This is a genomic window from Streptomyces paludis (assembly GCF_003344965.1).
In the GTDB taxonomy this organism is placed as follows: domain Bacteria; phylum Actinomycetota; class Actinomycetes; order Streptomycetales; family Streptomycetaceae; genus Streptomyces; species Streptomyces paludis.
In genome coordinates this window covers 5,937,258-5,956,290 of sequence record NZ_CP031194.1, presented here as the reverse complement: position 1 = coordinate 5,956,290, position 19,033 = coordinate 5,937,258, and the positions used below count along the sequence as shown (strand labels likewise).

At 69.2% G+C, this 19,033-nt stretch carries 15 protein-coding genes; 8 read left to right on the top strand and 7 right to left on the bottom strand.

Annotation, left to right across the window (positions count from 1 at the left end; genetic code table 11):
• The first annotated feature begins 27 nt into the window (after nt 1-27).
• Genes DVK44_RS36815 through DVK44_RS26365 form a run of 3 tightly spaced genes read left to right on the top strand, consistent with a single transcriptional unit; the run spans nt 28 to nt 3,157 of the window.
• Complete coding sequence (locus DVK44_RS36815; RefSeq protein ID WP_181957534.1) at nt 28-480, top strand: hypothetical protein; 453 nt, start codon at nt 28-30, stop codon at nt 478-480.
• Nucleotides 480-2,561: a DUF6571 family protein gene (locus DVK44_RS26370; RefSeq protein WP_181957533.1), complete on the top strand. Its 2,082-nt coding sequence runs from the start codon at nt 480-482 to the stop codon at nt 2,559-2,561. Before DVK44_RS36815 ends, DVK44_RS26370 begins: the two co-directional genes overlap by 1 nt.
• Nucleotides 2,558-3,157, top strand: a complete 600-nt coding sequence (locus tag DVK44_RS26365; protein WP_114662536.1) for a hypothetical protein — start codon at nt 2,558-2,560, stop codon at nt 3,155-3,157. The genes DVK44_RS26370 and DVK44_RS26365 overlap by 4 nt, the downstream gene beginning before the upstream one ends.
• A 104-nt stretch (nt 3,158-3,261) precedes the next feature.
• Here the strand turns inward: DVK44_RS26365 and DVK44_RS26360 are convergent, their stop codons facing one another.
• The 7 genes from DVK44_RS26360 to eccB all read right to left on the bottom strand — a co-directional run bounded on the left by DVK44_RS26360 (nt 3,262) and on the right by eccB (nt 10,605).
• Nucleotides 3,262-3,558, bottom strand: a complete 297-nt coding sequence (locus DVK44_RS26360) for a WXG100 family type VII secretion target (protein WP_114662534.1) — start codon at nt 3,556-3,558, stop codon at nt 3,262-3,264.
• Nucleotides 3,559-3,655: 97 nt separating this feature from the next.
• Entirely contained in the window at nt 3,656-4,042 is a 387-nt protein-coding gene (locus DVK44_RS26355; RefSeq protein WP_114662532.1) for a WXG100 family type VII secretion target, read from the bottom strand.
• 111 nt (nt 4,043-4,153) lie between these two features.
• Nucleotides 4,154-5,419, bottom strand: a complete 1,266-nt coding sequence (locus tag DVK44_RS26350; RefSeq protein ID WP_114662530.1) for a S8 family serine peptidase — start codon at nt 5,417-5,419, stop codon at nt 4,154-4,156.
• A 25-nt stretch (nt 5,420-5,444) separates the two neighbouring features.
• Nucleotides 5,445-7,124, bottom strand: coding sequence for a hypothetical protein (locus DVK44_RS26345; RefSeq protein ID WP_114662528.1), 1,680 nt, complete (start codon nt 7,122-7,124; stop codon nt 5,445-5,447).
• The gene (locus DVK44_RS26340) at nt 7,121-7,504 is read right to left on the bottom strand and encodes a hypothetical protein (protein WP_228447379.1); all 384 of its coding nucleotides are present in this window, start codon (nt 7,502-7,504) and stop codon (nt 7,121-7,123) included. The genes DVK44_RS26345 and DVK44_RS26340 overlap by 4 nt, the downstream gene beginning before the upstream one ends.
• Before the next feature lie 270 nt (nt 7,505-7,774).
• Nucleotides 7,775-9,058: a type VII secretion-associated serine protease mycosin gene (gene mycP / locus DVK44_RS26335; protein WP_114662524.1), complete on the bottom strand. Its 1,284-nt coding sequence runs from the start codon at nt 9,056-9,058 to the stop codon at nt 7,775-7,777.
• A gap of 14 nt (nt 9,059-9,072) precedes the next feature.
• On the bottom strand, nt 9,073-10,605 hold the full coding sequence (gene eccB, locus DVK44_RS26330) for a type VII secretion protein EccB (protein WP_114662522.1): 1,533 nt from the start codon (nt 10,603-10,605) through the stop codon (nt 9,073-9,075).
• Between the two features lie 183 nt (nt 10,606-10,788).
• On the opposite strand from eccB, the gene eccE reads away from it, so the two are divergent.
• From eccE to DVK44_RS26305, 5 genes are all read left to right on the top strand, one after another.
• Entirely contained in the window at nt 10,789-12,132 is a 1,344-nt protein-coding gene (eccE, locus tag DVK44_RS26325) for a type VII secretion protein EccE (RefSeq protein ID WP_181957532.1), read from the top strand.
• On the top strand, nt 12,129-12,839 hold the full coding sequence (locus DVK44_RS26320; RefSeq protein ID WP_114662520.1) for a hypothetical protein: 711 nt from the start codon (nt 12,129-12,131) through the stop codon (nt 12,837-12,839). Before eccE ends, DVK44_RS26320 begins: the two co-directional genes overlap by 4 nt.
• Nucleotides 12,840-13,009: 170 nt before the next feature.
• Complete coding sequence (locus DVK44_RS26315; protein WP_114662518.1) at nt 13,010-13,243, top strand: DUF397 domain-containing protein; 234 nt, start codon at nt 13,010-13,012, stop codon at nt 13,241-13,243.
• A 494-nt stretch (nt 13,244-13,737) separates the two neighbouring features.
• A complete protein-coding gene (locus DVK44_RS26310; protein ID WP_114662516.1) occupies nt 13,738-16,884 on the top strand; it encodes an SCO5717 family growth-regulating ATPase in 3,147 nt (1,048 codons plus the stop codon).
• Nucleotides 16,885-17,080: 196 nt separating this feature from the next.
• The gene (locus tag DVK44_RS26305) at nt 17,081-18,946 is read left to right on the top strand and encodes an ABC transporter substrate-binding protein (RefSeq protein WP_114662514.1); all 1,866 of its coding nucleotides are present in this window, start codon (nt 17,081-17,083) and stop codon (nt 18,944-18,946) included.
• Nucleotides 18,947-19,033: the final 87 nt, after the last annotated feature.

The window sequence follows — 19,033 nt, the reverse complement described above, 5'->3', positions numbered from 1 at the left end:
ACCGCACGGGGGAAAGGAACCCATCACATGGCATGGGACGAATGGGAACAGCTGAAGGCCGCGGCGGCCGAGCAGCAGCCCACGCAGATGAGGATCAACCAGTACCAGGCCGAGGGCGGCGGCGCGGGCGCGGGCGGTCAGGGGGACCTCAAGGTCAACCAGACGGATCTGGCCGCGGTGGGCAACAGCGCGTACGAACTCTTCGACGGGCTCGGACGCTACGGACGCGACGCCTGGTCCAGCAGTCAGACCGCCGCCAAGGACCTCTCGACGCAGGGCTTCGCGCTGGGCGGCGGGCTGCACCACGTACAGGAGAAGTGGGAGAACCAGCTCACCTCGCTCCTGGACGCCTGTGGGCACATCTCCAACCACATGCGTTTCACCAAGAAGACGCACCAGGAGGACGAACGGGCCACCGTCACCACGGTGAGCAGCATCACGCTGCTGGACGAGGGCTTCAGCGAGAGGAAGCAGTCCTGATGAACATGGATGAGCTGCTCCACGCGAACTTCGCGACGCTCGACACGAACATCACCGACTGGTCCACGGTGGTCACGAACCTCAAGAACCTGGAGAAGCAGGCGCGCGAGGATCTCAAGGCCAAGGCGGACAAGGCCAACTGGGCGGGCGACAACGCCTCGGTCACCCGCGAGTTCGTCGACAAGACGGTCGGCGAGTTCGCGGACGCGGTGACCGAGGCGACCTCCATCCGTGACATCCTCAAGGACACCCGCGATGAACTCGTGGGTTACCGGGACGATCTCAAGTCCAAGCTCGAACTGGCGCGCCGCAAGAACATCACGGTGACGAGCACGGCGGACGGGGGCTTCACCGTCACGATGCTCGTCCACCCCGACCGCGCGGCCAAGGGCACCGAGGTGCCCAGCCACTCCCAGCAGGACGTCGACTTTCTGCGGGACGACGTCCAGCTGATCCTGAACAGGGCGACCGAGAGCGACACCACGGCCGCCCAGGTGCTGCGCGCCCTGGTCGACCAGGCGGAACAGGGCTTCGCGAACGCGGTGTACGGCGACCGCGACTCCGCCGTGGAGGCCCTGGAGAAGGCCGAGGACATCGCGCAGATCATCAAGAAGAAGGGGGACGACATGACCCCCGAGGAGTTCGACAAGGTCAACTCCACACTCGCCGCCTACGCGAACGACCCGCTGTTCCAGGAGAGGTTCGCCGCCACGCTGGGCCCGCGCGGGGTTCTCGACTTCTGGGCCGACCTCTCGGACCCGTCCGACGGCGGAGCGCTCCAGCGCACCCGCTTCAACCAGTACGGCGAACTCCAGAAGAACCTCAGCCTCACCTTGGCCGGCGCGACGCAGATCGACAGCCCCAAGATGCAGGAGTGGAAGGAGGACATGCTGAAGCTCAGCGGGGAGCGCATCCAGACCCGCGGGACCACCGTGTACGGCTTCCAGATCATGAGCAACCTGATGCGTGTCGGGGACTACGACGACAAGTTCCTCAACAAGTACGGCGACTCGCTCATAGCCCAAGAGAAGAAGATGAAGCTCCCGGGCAACTTCTGGACCGGCGCCACGGGCGGCCCCATGATGCCGAGGATGAACTTCATGGGCGACGGGAACGGCGACTTCGGCCGCGACCCGATGACCGGCTTCATGATGGCCCTGACCAACAGCCCGGACGCGGCGGCCGACTTCTTCAGCAGCACGGACCCGCAGGACAACGCGGAGTGGGTCCTCAAGGACCGCCGCTCCTTCAACGACGGCCCGCAGAACGGCCCGAACCCGGCGCTGGAGGCGACGGGCAACGCCATGTTCGCGGCGACCTCGGGGATGAACCCCAACGACGAGAACGCGCAATTCGTCCCGCACAGCGGCGAGAACAAGGAAGCGCTGGACCAGTCCCTCAAGCATCTGGCCGAAGCGGGGGACGATTTCCCGTCGGAGCTGCGTGAGAGCGCCGCGAAGATGCTGGGGAACTGGGGCGCCGAGGTGCACGAGTCGGCGAGCGCGATTCAGACGGACAGGACTCCGCTCGACTACGAAAATCTGCTCGAAGTGTCGAAGCAGGTTTCCCGGGACCAGGGATCCCACGAGATCCTCATGCGGAGCATCAATACCGCGATCGTCGCCGATATCCACGGGGAGCACACGGGAGATCCCGAGGAGGAGCTCAAGCGAGCCGGCCAGACCGTCGGGTTCCTGGAATCCGCCCGCTACCAGGCGCTGGAGACGGACAAGGAAGACCCGTCCTGGAATGCGAAGTGGGGCTACCACATCGTCGGTGGCGCATTCAACTTCGTCCCCACCTTCGGCGACGCGATCCAGCGTGGCGTGGACGCGGCAGCCTATGCCTGGCAGCTTGAGGAGCAGGGCCGGATCGACGACAAGAACGCGATCGACAACAGCAACAACTTCACGTCCCGCCAGAACTACCTGGCCTCCTTGGCGGACGAGTGGGCCAAGGCGAATCCGGACCACCGGCTGGCGGAAGACGGAAACAAATACCTGCGCCAGGACTCCATCGGGAACTCGGCGTTCAACGGGAACAGCACGGCGAACAGGAAAGCGGGAATCGCACCGCAATGATCTCGACGCGAACGATCCTGCGCCGCATGATTCTGGGCCGCCTGAACCTGGGCCGCCTGAACCTGCGCGGCCTGATCCTGCGTGGCCTGGGCCCGCTGGCCGTCATCGCCCCGCTGCTGGCCGTATCGGCATGCACTCAAGCGGACGATTACACGCTCCCTCAGAAGATATGCGGCCGCGCGATCGAGCCGGCGAAGCTGAAGCCTCTTCTGCCGTCGGGCAGCGAGTTCGCGGAGAAGCACGACTCCGACAGCTCCTCCTCCGTCTGCGAAATCTCCGTCGACAAGAAGCCGGCACTGTACGTCAAAGAATTCAAGAACCAGGAAAAATTTGACGTCATGGATTTCGCCACGCAGCGGACCGGGAAATTCCGAGACCCCGAAAAAATTGGCATCGGAGAAGACGCGGTGGTCTCCGACAGCGCCCTGCTGCTGGCAACCACCTGCACCGAGAAGAAGAATGCCAACCAGTACATACTGGATATCGAGTCGGTTACCGGAAATGGCTCGGACGGGCAGCGCAAGGATCTGGAGTCCTTCGCCACCGCGTACCTCCCCACCGGATTCGCCGCCATGGGGTGCACAGCGAAGCCATGAATAAATTCCTGTGAGGGAAACAGAAGAGGTGGGCACCTCCCGTGCGTGCCCACCTCTTCTGGTCGATCACCTACTAAAGCGCTCGGTCCGGCCTCAAGACCGGCTCAGTGGAAGTTCGCGGCCGCCCGCTTGTCCCCACTGCGGTAGGCGACATTCGCGTCATCGACCGCGGTCGCGATCTTGGCGAGGTTGGCCTGGATCTCGGCGGCGTCCTTGTCCCACTTGGCCTGCTCCTGGTGGTACGCCTGCTTGGCCTCACCCTCCCAGACGTCGGCGACGGACTGGATCTGCGCCTTGATGGCGTCCAGCGTCATCCCGAGCTTCTTCGCCTGCTCCCTGATGGAGCCGGCCGCCTGGTCCAGCGAGCCGTAAGTGACGATCATCGTGCCGTCGTCTGCCATGAATTCCTCCAGCGAGATGTGTGTGGCTTACCGATTACGTGCGGGTGCGCGCGCGGACGCGGGTGCGGAAGAGCGCGCGATCGCAAGGGGACGAGGATCAGAAGCTGTTGAGGCTTGAGATCCGCGTCGTCTGAGCAGATCCGCCGCCGGCGGCGGCTGCGCTGCCCGAGCCGCTCTCGTCCACATTGATACCGCGGAGGGCGGCCTCAATGTCGTGCTCCGTGTTGCTGTTGATGGTCCGGGCAGCGCCAATGGCGTTCTGGAACTTGACCAGCAGCAGACCGAGGTCCACCACGCGGTCGTTGATCGCCTTCTGCTTCGAGTTGAAGGCACCGGCGCCGATCCCCTGCCACGCGCCTTCCAGACTGTCGATGGTGGCCTGGAGCTGCTTCAACTGCCCCTTGACGTCCTCGAAGTTCAGGGCGATTTCTTCCTGAAGCTTGCCGAGCTTCTGTGAATTCGCCTTCTGCGCGGGTGTAGTCATGCGATGGGCTTCCTCTCTGGAAACCCGGTGAGGCGATGGTCTCACCGGGTTGTTCATGAGTCTCGACGCCGGGTGGCCGTCGAGAAGAACGTCAGCGGGAACGAACGGTCGTCAGGCGCTACGGCGCCTACGGATCACGGCGAACGCACCCCCGGCGAGCACAGCGACACCTACAGCCACACCGGCGATCAGCACGCCGTTGCCCGAGCCGCTGTCGGTAGCGGCGACCACTGCCTTGTCGCCCGGCTTGTCGCTCGCCTTGCCCTCGGGCGCCTCGGACGACGCGGTCTCCGACGCGGAGGGCGTGGGTGAGCCCGAGGGGCTGGGTGTCTTCTTGTTGGTGAGGGGGTTGATGTCCGGGTCGCCCGGGTCGCCCTTGCCGTGGAGGATATTCACGCCGGGACGGATCAGGCCGTGGCCGAGATGGTTACTGAGGTCGCCCTCTTTCCAGGTGCGACTGGCAGTCTCGAAGAGCACGCGGAGGACTTGGTTCGCGGTCCAGTCCGGGTGGGCGGACCAGATAAGAGCGGCGGAAGCGGAAGCGATGGCGGTGGCAGCACTGGTTCCGCCATCTCCATCGCAATAGCTCTTGAATTTTGAGTCGCACCAGCGCGGGATATCATTTCCGGGCGACGCAATATCCACACTGGTTCCATTGCGGGAATAGTCCGCAACAACACCCTTCTTGTCTGCCGAAGCAACCCCGACAACCTGCGGGTAGGCGGCAGGATACTGCTCCTTGTTGCCCTTTTCTGCGTTATTTCCGACGCCGGCAAAGAATAGCTTCCCCTTGCTCTCCGCATATTTCACCGCGTCTCTCTCCGTACCGGCCGAGTAATCACTGGCGAACGACATGCTGATGATTTGCGCATCGCTATCAGCAGCAGCCATGATTGCGTCTTCGGCGTCCAGTGCGTTCACGTCATTCTTATTCTGAAAATCGGTATCAGAGATCCTCATAGGGATGATCTTTGCGCCAGGAGCAAGCCCTTGGAGACCACCACCTTCTCCTGTTCCCGCGATCAACTCAGCCATGGTCGTACCGTGGCCGTTGTAGTCGTCCGTCTCCTTGCCTACGCCAGTTGCGTCCAGTCCCTTCAAGACTTGCCCCTTCAATGAAGGGGTGGATGCGTTGACGCCGGTATCGATGACCGCGACCTTGATGCCTTCCCCCGTGGTGACCTTCCACATGTCCTCGGCACGCATCACGTCCAGGTACCACTGCTTCGACCGCACATCGTCCGCAGCCACGGCGGCCGGAGCCAGCCCCGCGATGACCACGCTCCAGGCGCCAGCAGCGGCAAGCGTGCAGAGCAACCCGCGCCGTACACCACGGGCTGTTTTACGCTTCACGACCCGGCTCGTATCTGGCGTCATCCTGACTTCCGCACCTTTCCTGTGCTTATTCGACCACCGGCGGTACGGCACCACGCCGTTTGCCTGTCCACGTCTCTTCGTCTTCTGTCAGGTAGTCAGGACGCGACGATCCAGTCGACTCCGGCTCGTTCTTGTCGTCCTTGCGGCCCGCTGGGCCACGTACCAGACCCGCACCACCTTGCGTAAATCCGGCACCGGATTTTGAACCACCACGGGGCGTACCGACCACCCCGTTCGAACTGGCAGTGCCCCTCCCCCCGGGCCGTGCCGCACCCTTCGCAGGGTTCGCACCGACGACTCCACGCTGACCGATGCCTCCGGAGGGGGCCCGCCCCAGAGCGTTGCCCTCTCCTCCGACAACGGTTCCTCGCGGCATTCGCGAGCCGGCGGATCCGCCAGCGGCCCTCGGGCTGCCTCCGACAACTCCCTGTCGGCCGACCGGGCCTGGCCTTCCCGCTGCCGGTGTCTGCCCCGCCGCACCGCCGCGCCCCATGCCCACGGGCCCACTACCGGCTACGCCAGGCCGTCCCCCAGCCGAATTACCACTCCCGCCAATGGGCGCCCTCCCCGTTGCCCTTGACGTGCTGGCGGCACCAGCCGGACCCGAGGATCGCACGGCCGCGCCTTGGGCAGGATTGACAGAGGGATACGGGGGGCTGAATCCAGGCGCAGATACGGACGTTGGCGCACCGTTTGCCGTTGAAGTCGGCAGAGGAGTCGCATTCGTAGTCGGATTTGCCGGGGCTGCGACACTGTTGATCTCCAGCGAGGTACTCCCGCCGGGAAGAGACGAGGCTTCGCCTCTGGGCACGATGCCTGTTCCATCCGGAACCGCATCAATACCCTTGCCAGGGCTGCTGACAAGCACCGATTCGGGGGATCCGCTGCGAGGCACACCAGCGGCAGCGATTTCCGCACGGCCTGAAGCTGATTGCGGGGTGGCAGCGCCCTGCAAAACGGCAGCCTGAGCACTGGCAGCCGCCCCCGGTCCCGGATCCACACCGCCCTTAGGCCGAGGCACCTCCCCCGGCGCCCTCTCCCCGAACTCCGGTGGCTGCTGCGCCGCCAGCGTCTCCTCCGATACCGCGTAGAACGACGCCAGCCGGTACATCTGGTTGATGGCCTCCTGGCGATGTGCCTCGACCTTCACCGCCTCGGCGTAGTCCTTGTTCGTGCTCGTCTTCTCGATGATCTGGAAGTCTTCGACTTTTTTCCTGACGAGCCTGCTGTCGCCTGGCGGCATCGCCGTGCGTACCTCCGCGAGGCCCGAGCCCGCCGCCGCGATCTGGGTTCCCGCTACGTCGGCGAAGTCGGACAGGCTGAGGGCGTGCGTGGTCAGGGCCTTGCCGAAGGATTCGAACGAGTCGCTGGCCTGGCCCGTCCAGTCGACGGCGTCGACGTAGTCCTTCAGCTCGCTCGCGGCGTCCTTCAGCGCGTCCCTCGCCGCCCAGAGGGCCTGGCCCGCGCTGACCAGATCGGCGTGGTTGGCGCTGTTGACCAGGCTGATCATTTCGTTCAGGTCGTGGCCCTCGAAGCTCGTACTGGCGAACGGCCCCGGGGCCGGCCCGCCGCCCCGGCCCTGGCCCTGGCCCCCGCCGGAGAAGTCGGGAGTGGACGACGCCATGCTCCGCGCGATGTCGATCTGGCTGTTGCGGATGTCGACGCGTGCGTTGTCGTCCGCTCTCTGCGTCTTCTCGTCACTCACTTCGGCTCCCCCGGATCGAACGACCCACCGGACGTGTCACTCGTGCGCTGCTGCTCGTCGTTCTGCGGAGCCTCGCGCGCTTCCTGCTCCTGGTCGATCCGCATCTGGATCGTGGCGTACCGCCGGCGGATGTCTTCCTCGACGTTGTGGAATCCGACCGCCGCCGCGTGTACGCCGATGCTCAGGACCTCGATCTGGTCGCTGAGGGACCTGGACAGCGAGGCGAGTGCCTCGTGGACCCGGCTGTACTGCGCGTAGAGGCCGTCCGCCTCGGCGAAAGGCACGTTGCGGCCGCTGAGGGACGAGCGGGAGATCGTCTGGGCGGCCACCTTGGTGCTGCCGGCGGCGCTGCCCTGGAGATCTCTCAGCAGTATGTCCACCCGTGAGCGGAATTTCTTCAACGCTTCGACATGCAGCCTGACATCGTCGCTGCCATTCCCCGGACCTGGCATCCCCGTAACCCTCCCCGTTTACTTCACACGCACCGTGGCCGTGGTGATGCGAACACCACTCGCCACATACATGTCACTCTAGCCATGGGGTCTGACAGCCCCAAAAGTCTTATCCGTCAAGCGCCTTCCGGACGACGTGATCTGTGAGAGCCTGTACGGTTTCCGCGCAGCGCGGCATTTCAGCGCGCTCCCGGGCTCTCACGCGGTCACCCGGCCGTCCGGCCCCCTGGTGCGGCGGCGTGCGTCGCGGAGGGCCACCCCGCCGCCCGCTATGGCGGCGACCAGGACTCCACCACCCACAACCGTGTAGGTCGCCAGGCGGGCGGTTCGTTCTTCCGGGGACTCCCCCAGGTGGACCTTGGCCGGGGTCGGGGCCTCGGCATCGGTCAGACCCTCGTGGGGGACCGGCTTTTCGATGGGCTTGTCGTCCTCCGTGAGGGCGCGTACGGGGTCGATGACGCCCCAGCCGACCAGGCGGTCGTGGCCCGCGACCGAGCGTTCGGCGGTCTGCTGCATCTGGGCGACGATCTCCCGCTGTGTCCAGTCGGGGTGCTTGCTCTTGATGAGCGCCGCGACGCCGGCGACATAGGGCGCGGAGAAGCTGGTGCCGTTGTCGGCGCAGTGGCCGCCGCCGGGGACGGTCGAGACCATGTCGACGCCGGGGGCGGCGATGCCGACGAACTCGCCGGACTGGGAGAAGACGGCGCGCTCGTTGTTACGGTCGGAGGCGGCCACGGCGAGGACGCCGGGGAACGACGCGGGGTAGGTCTTCTTGACGTTGCCCCCCAGGCCGTCGTTGCCCGCCGAGGCGACGATGACGACCTCCTGGGCCAGCGCTTCGTCCACCGCCTTGCGCAGCGCCGGAATGGGCTCGACGGCGTTCTCCGTGTCCTGCGAGATGTTGATCACGTCCGCGCCCGCCTGGACCGCGTAGTTGATGGCCTCGACGAGCTTCTCGACCGTGCCGTGGCCCTCGGCGTCGTTCTGCTGGATGGGGATAATCGTGGCCTCTGGCGCGAGGCCGACGAATCCGGTGCCCTTGAGCGGGCGGGCGGCGATGATGCCGGCGACCTTGGTGCCGTGGCCCACGGTGTCCGTGGTGCCGTTCTCCTTGCCGCGTGCGATCTTCTGGCCGTTCTCGTCCTTGAGGTCCTTCGGCAGGAAGTTCCGTCCGCTCTTGGTATCAACGGCCTTTGTGAGCTGCGGATTCCTGACATCCACACCGGTGTCGATGACCGCCACCCGGACGCCCTTGCCGGTCGACTGGGTACGCAGCTCATCGAGGAGGACACGCTGAAGTGACCAGGGCCGGCCCTCGTACTTCTCGCCGCCGAAGGTGCACTGGGCCGAGTCGGCCACCGCGTGCGGCACCGGCAGGCTCAGATAGGTGAGCGCCGTGGCCGCGGTGACCGCCGCCAGGGTCAGCAGGCGGTGAGGGCAACGGCCGCTGTACGGGGAGCGGTCGCCGTTTCTCGGTGTCATGGCTCCGCCTTCCCTCATGAGCCCTGCGGCTGGCGGGCCGAGCCCGTCGACAGCCGCGGCCCGGTCGGCAGGAACGAGGACCAGGCGGCCGGGACCGGCGCCGGGTTGACGTTCTTGTAGCCGAGCAGGTTCTGGGCCTGCTGGTCCGCCTCCCGCTGCGCCGCCTTCTCCTTGGCCGTACCGGAGGCGCCGATGCCGGAGTCGTCCGTGGCCGAGTCGCCGTTGGACTGCATCGCGTAGCGCAGACCGGTGTCGGTGACCAGGAAGATGAATCCCGAGCCGGTCGTGGAGCCCTTGAACTGGCGGAACAGCTGCCCGGATCCCGGGGTGACGTACGCGCTGCTCGACCCGGTCGGCAGCGGCGCGGGGAAGTCGGTGCCCGCCCAGGTGCTCAGCGTGGTGGCGCCGCTGTCCTGGTCCACCGACCGCAGGACGCCGCACACGGTGTTGCGGCTGCCCGGCGCGGTGCTCGCCGAGTTGACGGGCTTCGGGGAGTCGGCCGGCCAGTCGTTCTGGCTGCCGAACTTCTCGCGGGGCTCGATCAGCCCCGGCGCGACGGGCTTCGCCTCGCCGTCCTGGCCGAGGGGAATCAGGTCCTTGCTGCTGAGCAGGAGTTTCGCGGTGAAGTCCGTGACACGGGCCACCCGGCCCGGCAGCACGATGTACGTCTGCTTCCTGGTGCCGTCGGCCGCGGTGAGGATCGTGCCCACCTTGTTCAGCTCGGCGGGCAGATCGCCGGGGACCTCCGCGTCGGCCCCGGGGACGCCGTCGATCTTCGGGAAGGCGATCGCGTCGCCCCGGTGCAGGGTGTCCAGCCAGGCGGCGGAGACGCGTTGGGGCTTGCGGTCCTGCCCGACCAGCTGGCGCAGCAGCAGTTCGTCCCGGGCGACCTCGTACGCCTTGCCGCCCGCGTCCACGACATAGCGGGTACGGTCGGGCGCCGGCCCCTCCACATACATCAGCTCGCCGCCGCGCAGCCGGTTCGCGCCGTCGGTCTTCGCCCGGTCGCGTTCGGCGAGGACGAAGGCCGCCTTCTGGATGGCCCTGCCGCCCTCGCCCGGCCGCTCGCAGACCGCCCAGCGCTTGGCCGCGCCCGCCTCCTTGGCGTCGGGCAGCCGGTCGGGGGCGTAGGGGATGCCGATGGTGGCGCCGTGCGGGATCTTCCCGTTGTCGAGCACCGATTCGCTGACGTTGACGACCTTGCTGTTGTCACCGTTCAGGAGGAGCTTCGCGGAGGCCATGTTCAGCACCGGATGGAGCTGTGTCTTGCCGTTGGTCCTCAGCACCACGTACCGGGTGGTGGACTTGCTGGCGACGATGACGTTCTCGTTCGGCCGGTCCCAGTCCTTGGGCGCCACCGGCTTGAACATGCCCCAGGCGCCGAAGCCGGCGAGGATCACGACCCCGACGATCGTGCCGGGCAGTACCGCGCGCAGCGGGCGGGGCGCTCCCTCTTCCGAGCCGGTCGCGTTCGGCTGCACGAACTGCGCGATCAGCCTTCGCTTCGCGAAGGTGTATGCGTTGAGTTCATCCCGTCGTGATGCCATCTGTCCGCTGTCCCTCTCCCCGTGGCGGCGACCAGGTTGCCACACTCACCGAGAGGGGCTGCTGTCGTACCGGCCCCCTACTATGCATGCTGGGGCTTGCGGCGCACCGCTCAGGTAGGGTGTTCGGCCCGTCAATACCCAGGATCAAATGGTGATTTACGGCACGAGGGGGGCAAGGCGGCGATGAGTACGGCGACGCGCGAGCGCACTGAGCGGGGCACGGCACGGGCCCCGGGCGCTTCCCGTAAGCGACGCAGCAACGTACCGGCGATGGGGGCCACCGACACCCTGCCCGTACCTCCCGCGAAGACGACCCTGCGGCCGTTGTCGGCCACGAGCCGGGTGGGGCCTTTCCAGCTGCGGCAGTTGGTGCTGGTCGAGGTGGCGGTGGCGCTGGCGCTGATCGGCGGTGTGCTGGGCGGGCTCTGGCTCGTGCCGACGCTCGTCGTCGCGGGCGCGCTGGTGCTGCTCGCGGTGGTACGCCGCCGGGGGCACGCCGTCCAGGACTGGATGTCGGCCGCGCTCGCCCTGCGGGCGCGCAGGCGGGCGCTGAAGCCGGGCCCGCCGGACACGGATCCGTCGCTGGCGCCGATAGCGGAGAGCGTGCCGGGCTTCCGGCCGTTCACCTATGTCGACCGCGACCGGCGCACGGTGGGGATGCTCGGCGACGGCAGTTTCCTGACGGCGGTGATCCGGGTCGAGGCGAACGGTGAGGGGCTGCGCCCGGTCTCCGGCGCGCGCTCGCTGCCGCTCTCCCTGCTGGGCGCCTCGCTCCAGGTGGACGACATCGTGCTGGAGTCGGTGCAGTTGGTGCAGCAGGTGCGTTCGGCGCCCGCGCCGCATCTGCCCGAGCAGTCGGTGGCCCGGCTCTCGTACACCCCGCTCCAGGAGGTGACGGGCGCGCCGGCGCTGCGGCTGACATGGGTGGCGGTGAAGCTGGATCCGGAGCTGTGCCGGGAGGCGGTGGACGCGCGCGGCGGTGGTGTCGAGGGCGCCCAGCGCTGTCTGGTGCGGGTGGCGGACCATGTGGCGAGCCGTATCACCGGCGCCGGGTTCCGGGCGGTGGTCCTGGACCAGCAGGAGCTGAACTCGGCGATGACGACGTCGGCCTGTGCCAGCCCGGCGCTCTCGGCCCGCGCGAGCCGGCCGGAGTCGGCGCCCCGCGCGCGTACGGCCGAGACCACCCGGGTCTGGCGCTGCGACGACCGCTGGCACACCACGTACGCGGTGGGCCGCTGGCCCGAGTTGGGGCGCGCGGCGACCCCGCTGCCCCGGCTGGTCGCGCTGCTGACCTCGGCCCCGGCCTATGCGACGACCTTCAGTGTGACGCTGCGTCCCGGCAACCGCCGGGGCTCGATGGATGTGGCCGGCCATGTACGGATCACGGGCGGCAGCGATACGGAGCTGGTACGGGTGCGCCGGGTGCTGGAGGGCGCCGCGCGCCACGCGAAGGTCGGGCTGATCCGGCTGGACCGCGAGCAGCTGCCCGGTGTGCTGGCGACACTGCCCCTGGGAGGAGCGCGATGACCGCCGGAATCGGCACGGCGCGCGGACTGCGCGGCCCCCGGCACGCGGGACACACCATGACCGTGGACCATCTGGGCGCGCTGGCGCTGCCGGTGGGGGACGACGGCGTGGTCCTCGGGGACGACGCGGAGGGGCGCCCCCAGTTGGTGGGCTTCCACCGGTCGACCCCGTACGACGTGCTGCTGATCGGTGGCCTCTGGTCGGCGCAGGTGCTGGCGCTGCGCGCGGCGGGTACGGGCGCGCGCGTGGCGGTCGAGACCGGGCGGCCTCAGGCATGGACGATGCTGGCCCAGGCGGCCGGCGCGGGCCTGGAGTGCATCACGCTCCACGAGGTGGGCCGCGTACCCCCCATGGGGGCGACGGTCGGCAGCCCGGTCGTGGTGATCCGGGACTGCGGGATGCGGCCGCCGCGCGGGCGCGTGGTGTCGGCGCCCTGGCAGTCCGTGATGACGCTGCTGCCGTATCTGAGCCCGGTGGCACCCCGGTTGATGCGGGACGCCAGGCTGGTGGGCGTCCAGCGGATATCGCCGCAGGAGGCGGAGCAGACCAGCCGCATCCTGGGGCTGTCCCGGGCCGAGCGCGAGGCGCTGCCCACGCTGGCCGACGGGGTCACCCTCTGGTGCGCCGGCCAGGAGCGGCACTGGGTGATGACGAGCCCGACCGACGCCGAGACGGGTCTGCTGGGTGTGGCCCGGCGCATGGACTGACTCGGGGGCGGGGACGTCGGGTTGCTGACTCCGCGTTGCCGGAGTACCCCATCTCGGTCAATGAGCTGCCCTAAGATGCCGAAGTGGCTTTGACCGGCATGACCGGCACATCCATCCCGGCCGTCACCAAAGCCGTTTACGGAAGCCGTTACCGAAGGGAATCTTGGCTCATGGGGAGCGCACAGGAGAAGGACGAGCTGTACGCCCTCGACATCTCGGGTGTCGAGTGGCTCGGTGCCCCCGGCACCAGTCCGGACGAGGAGCGGGTCGAGATCGCCTATCTGCCCGGTGGAGCCGTCGCGATGCGGTCGTCGCTGGACCCCGACACCGTGCTCCGGTACACCGAGGGCGAGTGGCGGGCGTTCGTTCTCGGCGCGCGCGACGGCGAGTTCGATCTGCACTGACACCGTAAAGGGGCGCGCTCGGACGGAGTGCGCCCCTTTCGTGTGCGTGAACATATGGTGTCGATCGTCGTCCGCCGGTATCGGTCCCGCCCGGCCGAGACCGGATTGTTGGGTGGCGGTCGTAGGGACCGTACGGTGACCGAAATCGGCACCGGTATATGTGAATTCAACTCCTTCGCCCCTCATCCGGAGCCGCGCCCGGCCCGTTTGCGCGCGGCGGTGACGTACTTGGGCACGGTCGTGGGCGGTCCGCCCTGCCCCAGGAGCGCCGGTGACGATTAGGGTGGGTGCGGGCGCGGGAGCAGCCGGACAGGGCCTGGTGCCGCGACCGGCATCGCTTGCCCGCCGGGGCGGAGCCTGTGCCGGGAGAGGCGCCGGATCCACGGGCAGGCGGGCCGCGTCGTCCAGGGGAAGAGCCGGGCTGACCGGACGGACGGATTCGGTCGCCCCCACCCACCACGGCACAAGGGTGCTCGACCACATCAGGAGGCAAAGTGAACGGCGAGCGGGACGAGATCCGGGGAGGCTGGAACAGGCCCGCCGCGGACGATCAGTCCGACGTGGAGCCCGAGATGACGGGTGAGTTCACCATCGACTACACCCCGCCCGCCTGGTACACGCAGAACGCGCCGGGCGACACGTCCGGTGGCGGCGCGTCGGCCGCGCCACCGCCCTCGCCCGCCCCCGCCCAGATGCCGCCGCCGCCCGACGGCGCGCCGGTCGCCGTGCCGGGACTGCCCGCGGGACGTGGTTACGAGCCGAACTGGGCGCCGAACCAGCAGCCCCCGGCGGCGCCCGCGCCCCAGCCGCAGCGCCCCCAGCCCCAGCAGGCCCAGCTACAGCAGCAGCCCCAGGTGCCGGCGCAGGCTCCGGTGCCGGCTCAGGCCGCGCCGGCCTCGGCTCCGGTGCCGGTCGCACAGGGCGCTCCGGCGGCGGCGCCCGTACCCGTACCCACGGCACCGCCCGCGGCGCAGCACTTCGCCGACGGGGGCGCCGATGTGGAGAGCGGGGCGACCATGCGGTTCTCCCCGGCCGCGCTCAAGCGCGAGTTCGCGGAGATGGACGCCGCGAAAAAGGCGGCGGAGGACGCCGCCTCCGAGCCCGCCACGCCCGCCGAGACGGCCGCGGCGGCTGACGGACAGACCGACCTTCCCGAGCCCGAGGCCAAGACCGGGCCCGAGGCCATCGCCGAGAACGAGAACGCGGCCGTGAACGTGGACGCGGCCCCCGCGCCGGACGTCCCGGAGGCCGCATCCGCGGCCGAGGCCGGCGTAACGGAGGCGGCTCCGACGGCTGTACGGGAGGAGGGCGGGCCCGAGGAGGAGCCCCCGGCCCCCACCGCGACCGCTGACGCCCCCGAACCCTCCGACGCCCAGCCCGCTGACGCGGAGGCCTCTCCCGGGGAGGCCGCCACCGGCGACACCCCGCCCGTCGATGCCGCACCGGTGGATTCCGTACCCGCCGATTCCGTACCGGCCGACGCCGTTCCCGCCGACGCGGCCCCCGCGGCACCCGAAGACGCCGCGCCCACCGATGCCGTACCCACCGACGCGACGCCCGTGGACGCCGTCACGGACGCCGTGCCTCAGGACGCTCCCCCTGCCGCCCCGGAGGCGGTGCTCCCCTGGGCCCCGCCGCCGAACGCGCAGCCCGCCCCGGGCCTGCCCCCGCTGCCGCCCGCGTTCCAGCCGGCCGCGCCGCAGCAGCTCGCGCCGCAGCCGCCCGCGGCACAGCAGCCCGTGGCACAGCCGGCGCCGCAGCCGCAGGCCGCCGCACCGGCCCCGTACGGGTGGCCGCCCCAGAACCAGCCGCAGCAGGACGGTTACGGCTTCCCCCACCAGCGGCAGGGACAGCCCCCCGCTCCGCAGGCCGCACAGGCCCCGGCCCCGGCCCCGGCCCCACAGACCCCGCAAGCGGCGCCGCAGCCTCAGCAACTCGCCGCGCCGCCCGCCGGTTACGGCTTCCCGCCTCCGCAGGGGCCGGGCCACCCGAGCCCGTATCCGGCCGCGCCGCAGCCGCAGCCGCAGGCCGCCGCTCAGGGCGGTTACGGCTTCCCGCTCCAGGCACCCGCCGCCGGGCCCGGAGCGCCGTACTTCCCCGCGCAGCAAGGGCCGTACGCACCTCAGCCCCCTCAGCCCACTCAGAACCCGCAGCCCCCTCAGAACGCACCGAGTCCGCAGAGCCCGCAGCCCTCGCAGCCGCCCCAGTTCCATCAGCCGCAACCGCCCCAGCAGCCGCAGCCCGCACCCGGGCCGCCGCCCGCCGACCCCCGCGCCGGAGCGGGCTGGCCGTCGGCCGTCTCGCACGACCACCGCGAGCGTTCCGTGCCGGGCGCCCCGCTCGGCTACACGGCGGCCGTCGAGCTGTCCTCGGACCGGCTGCTCCGCAACAACAAGCCGAAGGCCAAGAGCAGCCGTCCCTCGACGGGCGGTTCGCGCTTCCGGATCGGCGGCAGGGCGGCCGAGGCCGAGCGTCAGCGCAAGCTCGACCTGATCCGCACCCCGGTCCTCTCCTGCTACCGGATCGCGGTCATCAGCCTCAAGGGCGGGGTCGGCAAGACCACGACGACCACCGCGCTGGGCTCGACCCTGGCCACCGAGCGGCAGGACAAGATCCTGGCGATCGACGCCAACCCGGACGCCGGTACGCTCGGCCGCCGCGTCCGGCGCGAGACCGGTGCGACGATCCGGGACCTGGTCCAGGCGATCCCGCATCTGCACAGCTACATGGACATCCGCCGGTTCACCTCTCAGGCGTCCTCCGGGCTGGAGATCATCGCCAACGACGTGGACCCGGCCGTCTCGACCGCGTTCAGCGACGAGGACTACCGGCGCGCCATCGATGTGCTGGGCAAGCAGTATCCGATCATCCTCACGGACTCGGGTACCGGTCTGCTCTACAGTGCGATGCGCGGGGTGCTGGACCTCGCCGATCAGCTGATCATCATCTCGACACCCTCCGTGGACGGCGCGAGCAGCGCGTCGACCACGCTCGACTGGCTCTCCGCGCACGGGTACGCCGAGCTGGTGCAGCGCTCGCTCACGGTCATCTCCGGGGTCCGCGAGACCGGCAAGATGATCAAGGTCGACGACATCGTGCAGCACTTCGAGACACGCTGCCGCGGGGTGGTCGTCGTGCCGTTCGACGAGCATCTGGCGGCGGGTGCCGAGGTGGACCTCGACATGATGCGGCCCAAGACGCGCGAGGCGTACTTCCATCTCTCCGCCCTGGTCGCGGAGGACTTCGTACGGGCGCAGCAGGCGCAGGGGCTGTGGACCGCGGACGGCAATCCGCCGCCGCACCTCGCGCCGCCGATGCCCGGCCAGCCGATGCCGGGCCAGCCCATGCCGGGCCAGCCCTACCAGCCCCAGCAGTACCCGAATCCCCAGCAGCAGCCCCCGGCCTACCCGTACCCGTACCCGCCACAGCACCCGCAGCAGCCGCAGCAACAGCACTACGGCCAGCAGCCCGGCCCCCAGCAGGGATGGCAGCAGCCCCCGCCACAGCCCACGCAGCAGGCGCAGCCCCCGCAGGGACCGCCCCCCGCCCAGGCGCAGCCGGGTGCGCCGGGGCCCGTGCCGCCGCCCGGCGCATGGCCTCCGCCGCAGTCCCCACCCGTACCGCCAGCGCCTCAGCAGTAGCGCTTCAGAGGTCGAGACCAATGAGGGGCCGCACCGTCTCCACGGTGCGGCCCCTCGGCGTATTACCGCAGACCACAAGGGGTTTGAGGGGCCGTTGACGGACCGTACGAGCGCTGGTAGACCTTCGCTTCACCAGTTGGCGAACCAGCGTCACCCCGGTTTTCTCCGTGCGAGTGATAACACGAGGTCACGTCCCATGGTCGGAAAAACCCTCCCCCACACCCCCCACCTCCGCCGGCTGCGGCTATTCCTGGCATCGGCTGCCGCGGCCGGCGCGCTCGTGGTCGGTTCCGTACTCCCGCTCGGTCCGCTGTTCCCGGCCCCGCAGGCACGGGCGGACGACGGCAGACGGGTGCTGACCGTCGCGGTCAGCCAGAGCATCGACTCGCTCAGCCCCTTCCTCGCACAGCGGCTGACCAGCACCAGCATTCACCGGCTGGCGTACGAGTACCTGACGAACTACGACCCCAAGGACGCGCACCCCGTCCCGGGCTTCGCTACCTCCTGGCAGCCGTCGGCGGACAAGCTCACCTGGACGTACACGATCCGCGCGGACTCGACGTGGTCCGACGGCCGGCCGGCGACCGCCGAGGACGCCGCCTGGACGTTCAACAAGATGATGACGGACCCCGACGCGGCCGTCGCCAACGGCAGTTTCACCGCGAACTTCGCGAAGGTCACGGCGCCCGATCCGAGGACGCTGATCATCGAGCTGAAGAAGCCGCAGGCGACGATGGTCGCGCTCGACGTGCCGATCGTGCCGAAGCACGTGTGGGAGAAGGTCGGTGACTTCTCCACCTTCAACAACGACAAGACCTTCCCGATCGTCGGCAACGGCCCGTTCGTCATCACGGACTACAAGGTCGATCAGTACGTCAAGCTCAAGCCGAACAAGGGGTTCTGGCGCGGCGCGCCCAAGTTCGACGAGCTGGTGTTCAAGTACTACAAGGACGGGGACGCGGCCGTCGCGGCGCTCCAGAAGGGCGAGGTGTCCTTCGCCCCGAACCTCACCCCGGCCCAGGCCGCCGCGCTGGGCAGCGTCGAGAACATCAAGGTCAACGACGCGCCCGGCCGGCGCTTCCACGCCCTCGCGGTCAACCCCGGCGCCCGGGCGAAGGACGGCACGGCGTTCGGCAACGGCGCGGTGGCGCTGCGCGATCCGGCGGTGCGCAGGGCGCTCTTCCAGGCCGTCGACCGCGAGGCCGTCGTCGACAAGGTGTTCCAGGGCCACGCCGTGGAGGGCCAGGGGTACATCCCGCCGCGCTTCGCGCCGTACTTCTGGCAGCCCTCGGCCGGTCAGAAGGTCGGGTACGACCCGACGGCGGCGGCCCGGACGCTCGACCGGGCCGGCTACGGGACGGACGGCGCGGGCAGGCGTGTCGGCAAGGACGGCAAGCCGCTCGGCTTCCGGATCCTCTGCCATGCCACCGACCCGAACGACAAGGCGATCGGCAAGTACCTCCAGGAGTGGTGGGGGAAGCTCGGTATCGGGCTGAAGATCGAGTGCCTCGACAATGTCTCCGACCCGTGGCAGGCCGGTGACTACGATCTGGCCTTCGACGGCTGGTCAGTCAACCCGGATCCCGACTACGTCCTCTCCATTCATACGTGCGATTCCCTCCCCGCCACGCCGAAGGACAGCGGCTCCACCGACAACTTCATCTGCGACAAGCGCTATGACGCGCTGTACGCGCGGCAGACGGCCGAGTACGACCCGGCGAAACGGGCAGAACTGGTCAAGCAGATCCAGTCGCGGCTCTACGACACGGGGTACATGAACGTCATGGCCTACCCGAACGCCGTCGAGGCGTACCGCACCGACCACATCAAGTCGATCACGACGATGCCGGAGGCCGCCGGCAATCTCTGGGGCCAGGACGGCTACTGGAGCTGGTGGTCGGCGGTCCCCGCCGACCGGGAGACGAGCGGTGGCCCGGGCGGCTCCGGCGGCTCCGCCGCCACCGGTGTGCTGATCGGGGCCGGGGTGGTCGTGGTGGCCGCCGCCGCTGCCGGGGTTCTCGTCCTGAGGCGCCGCCGTACCACCGCCGAAGACCGTGAGTAGCGCAAGCCCCGAAGTGGCGGGGGACGCGGCCGACGACCAGGGGCGGTACGGACCCGCCGAGGCCCCGGCCCGTACGACCCGTACCGC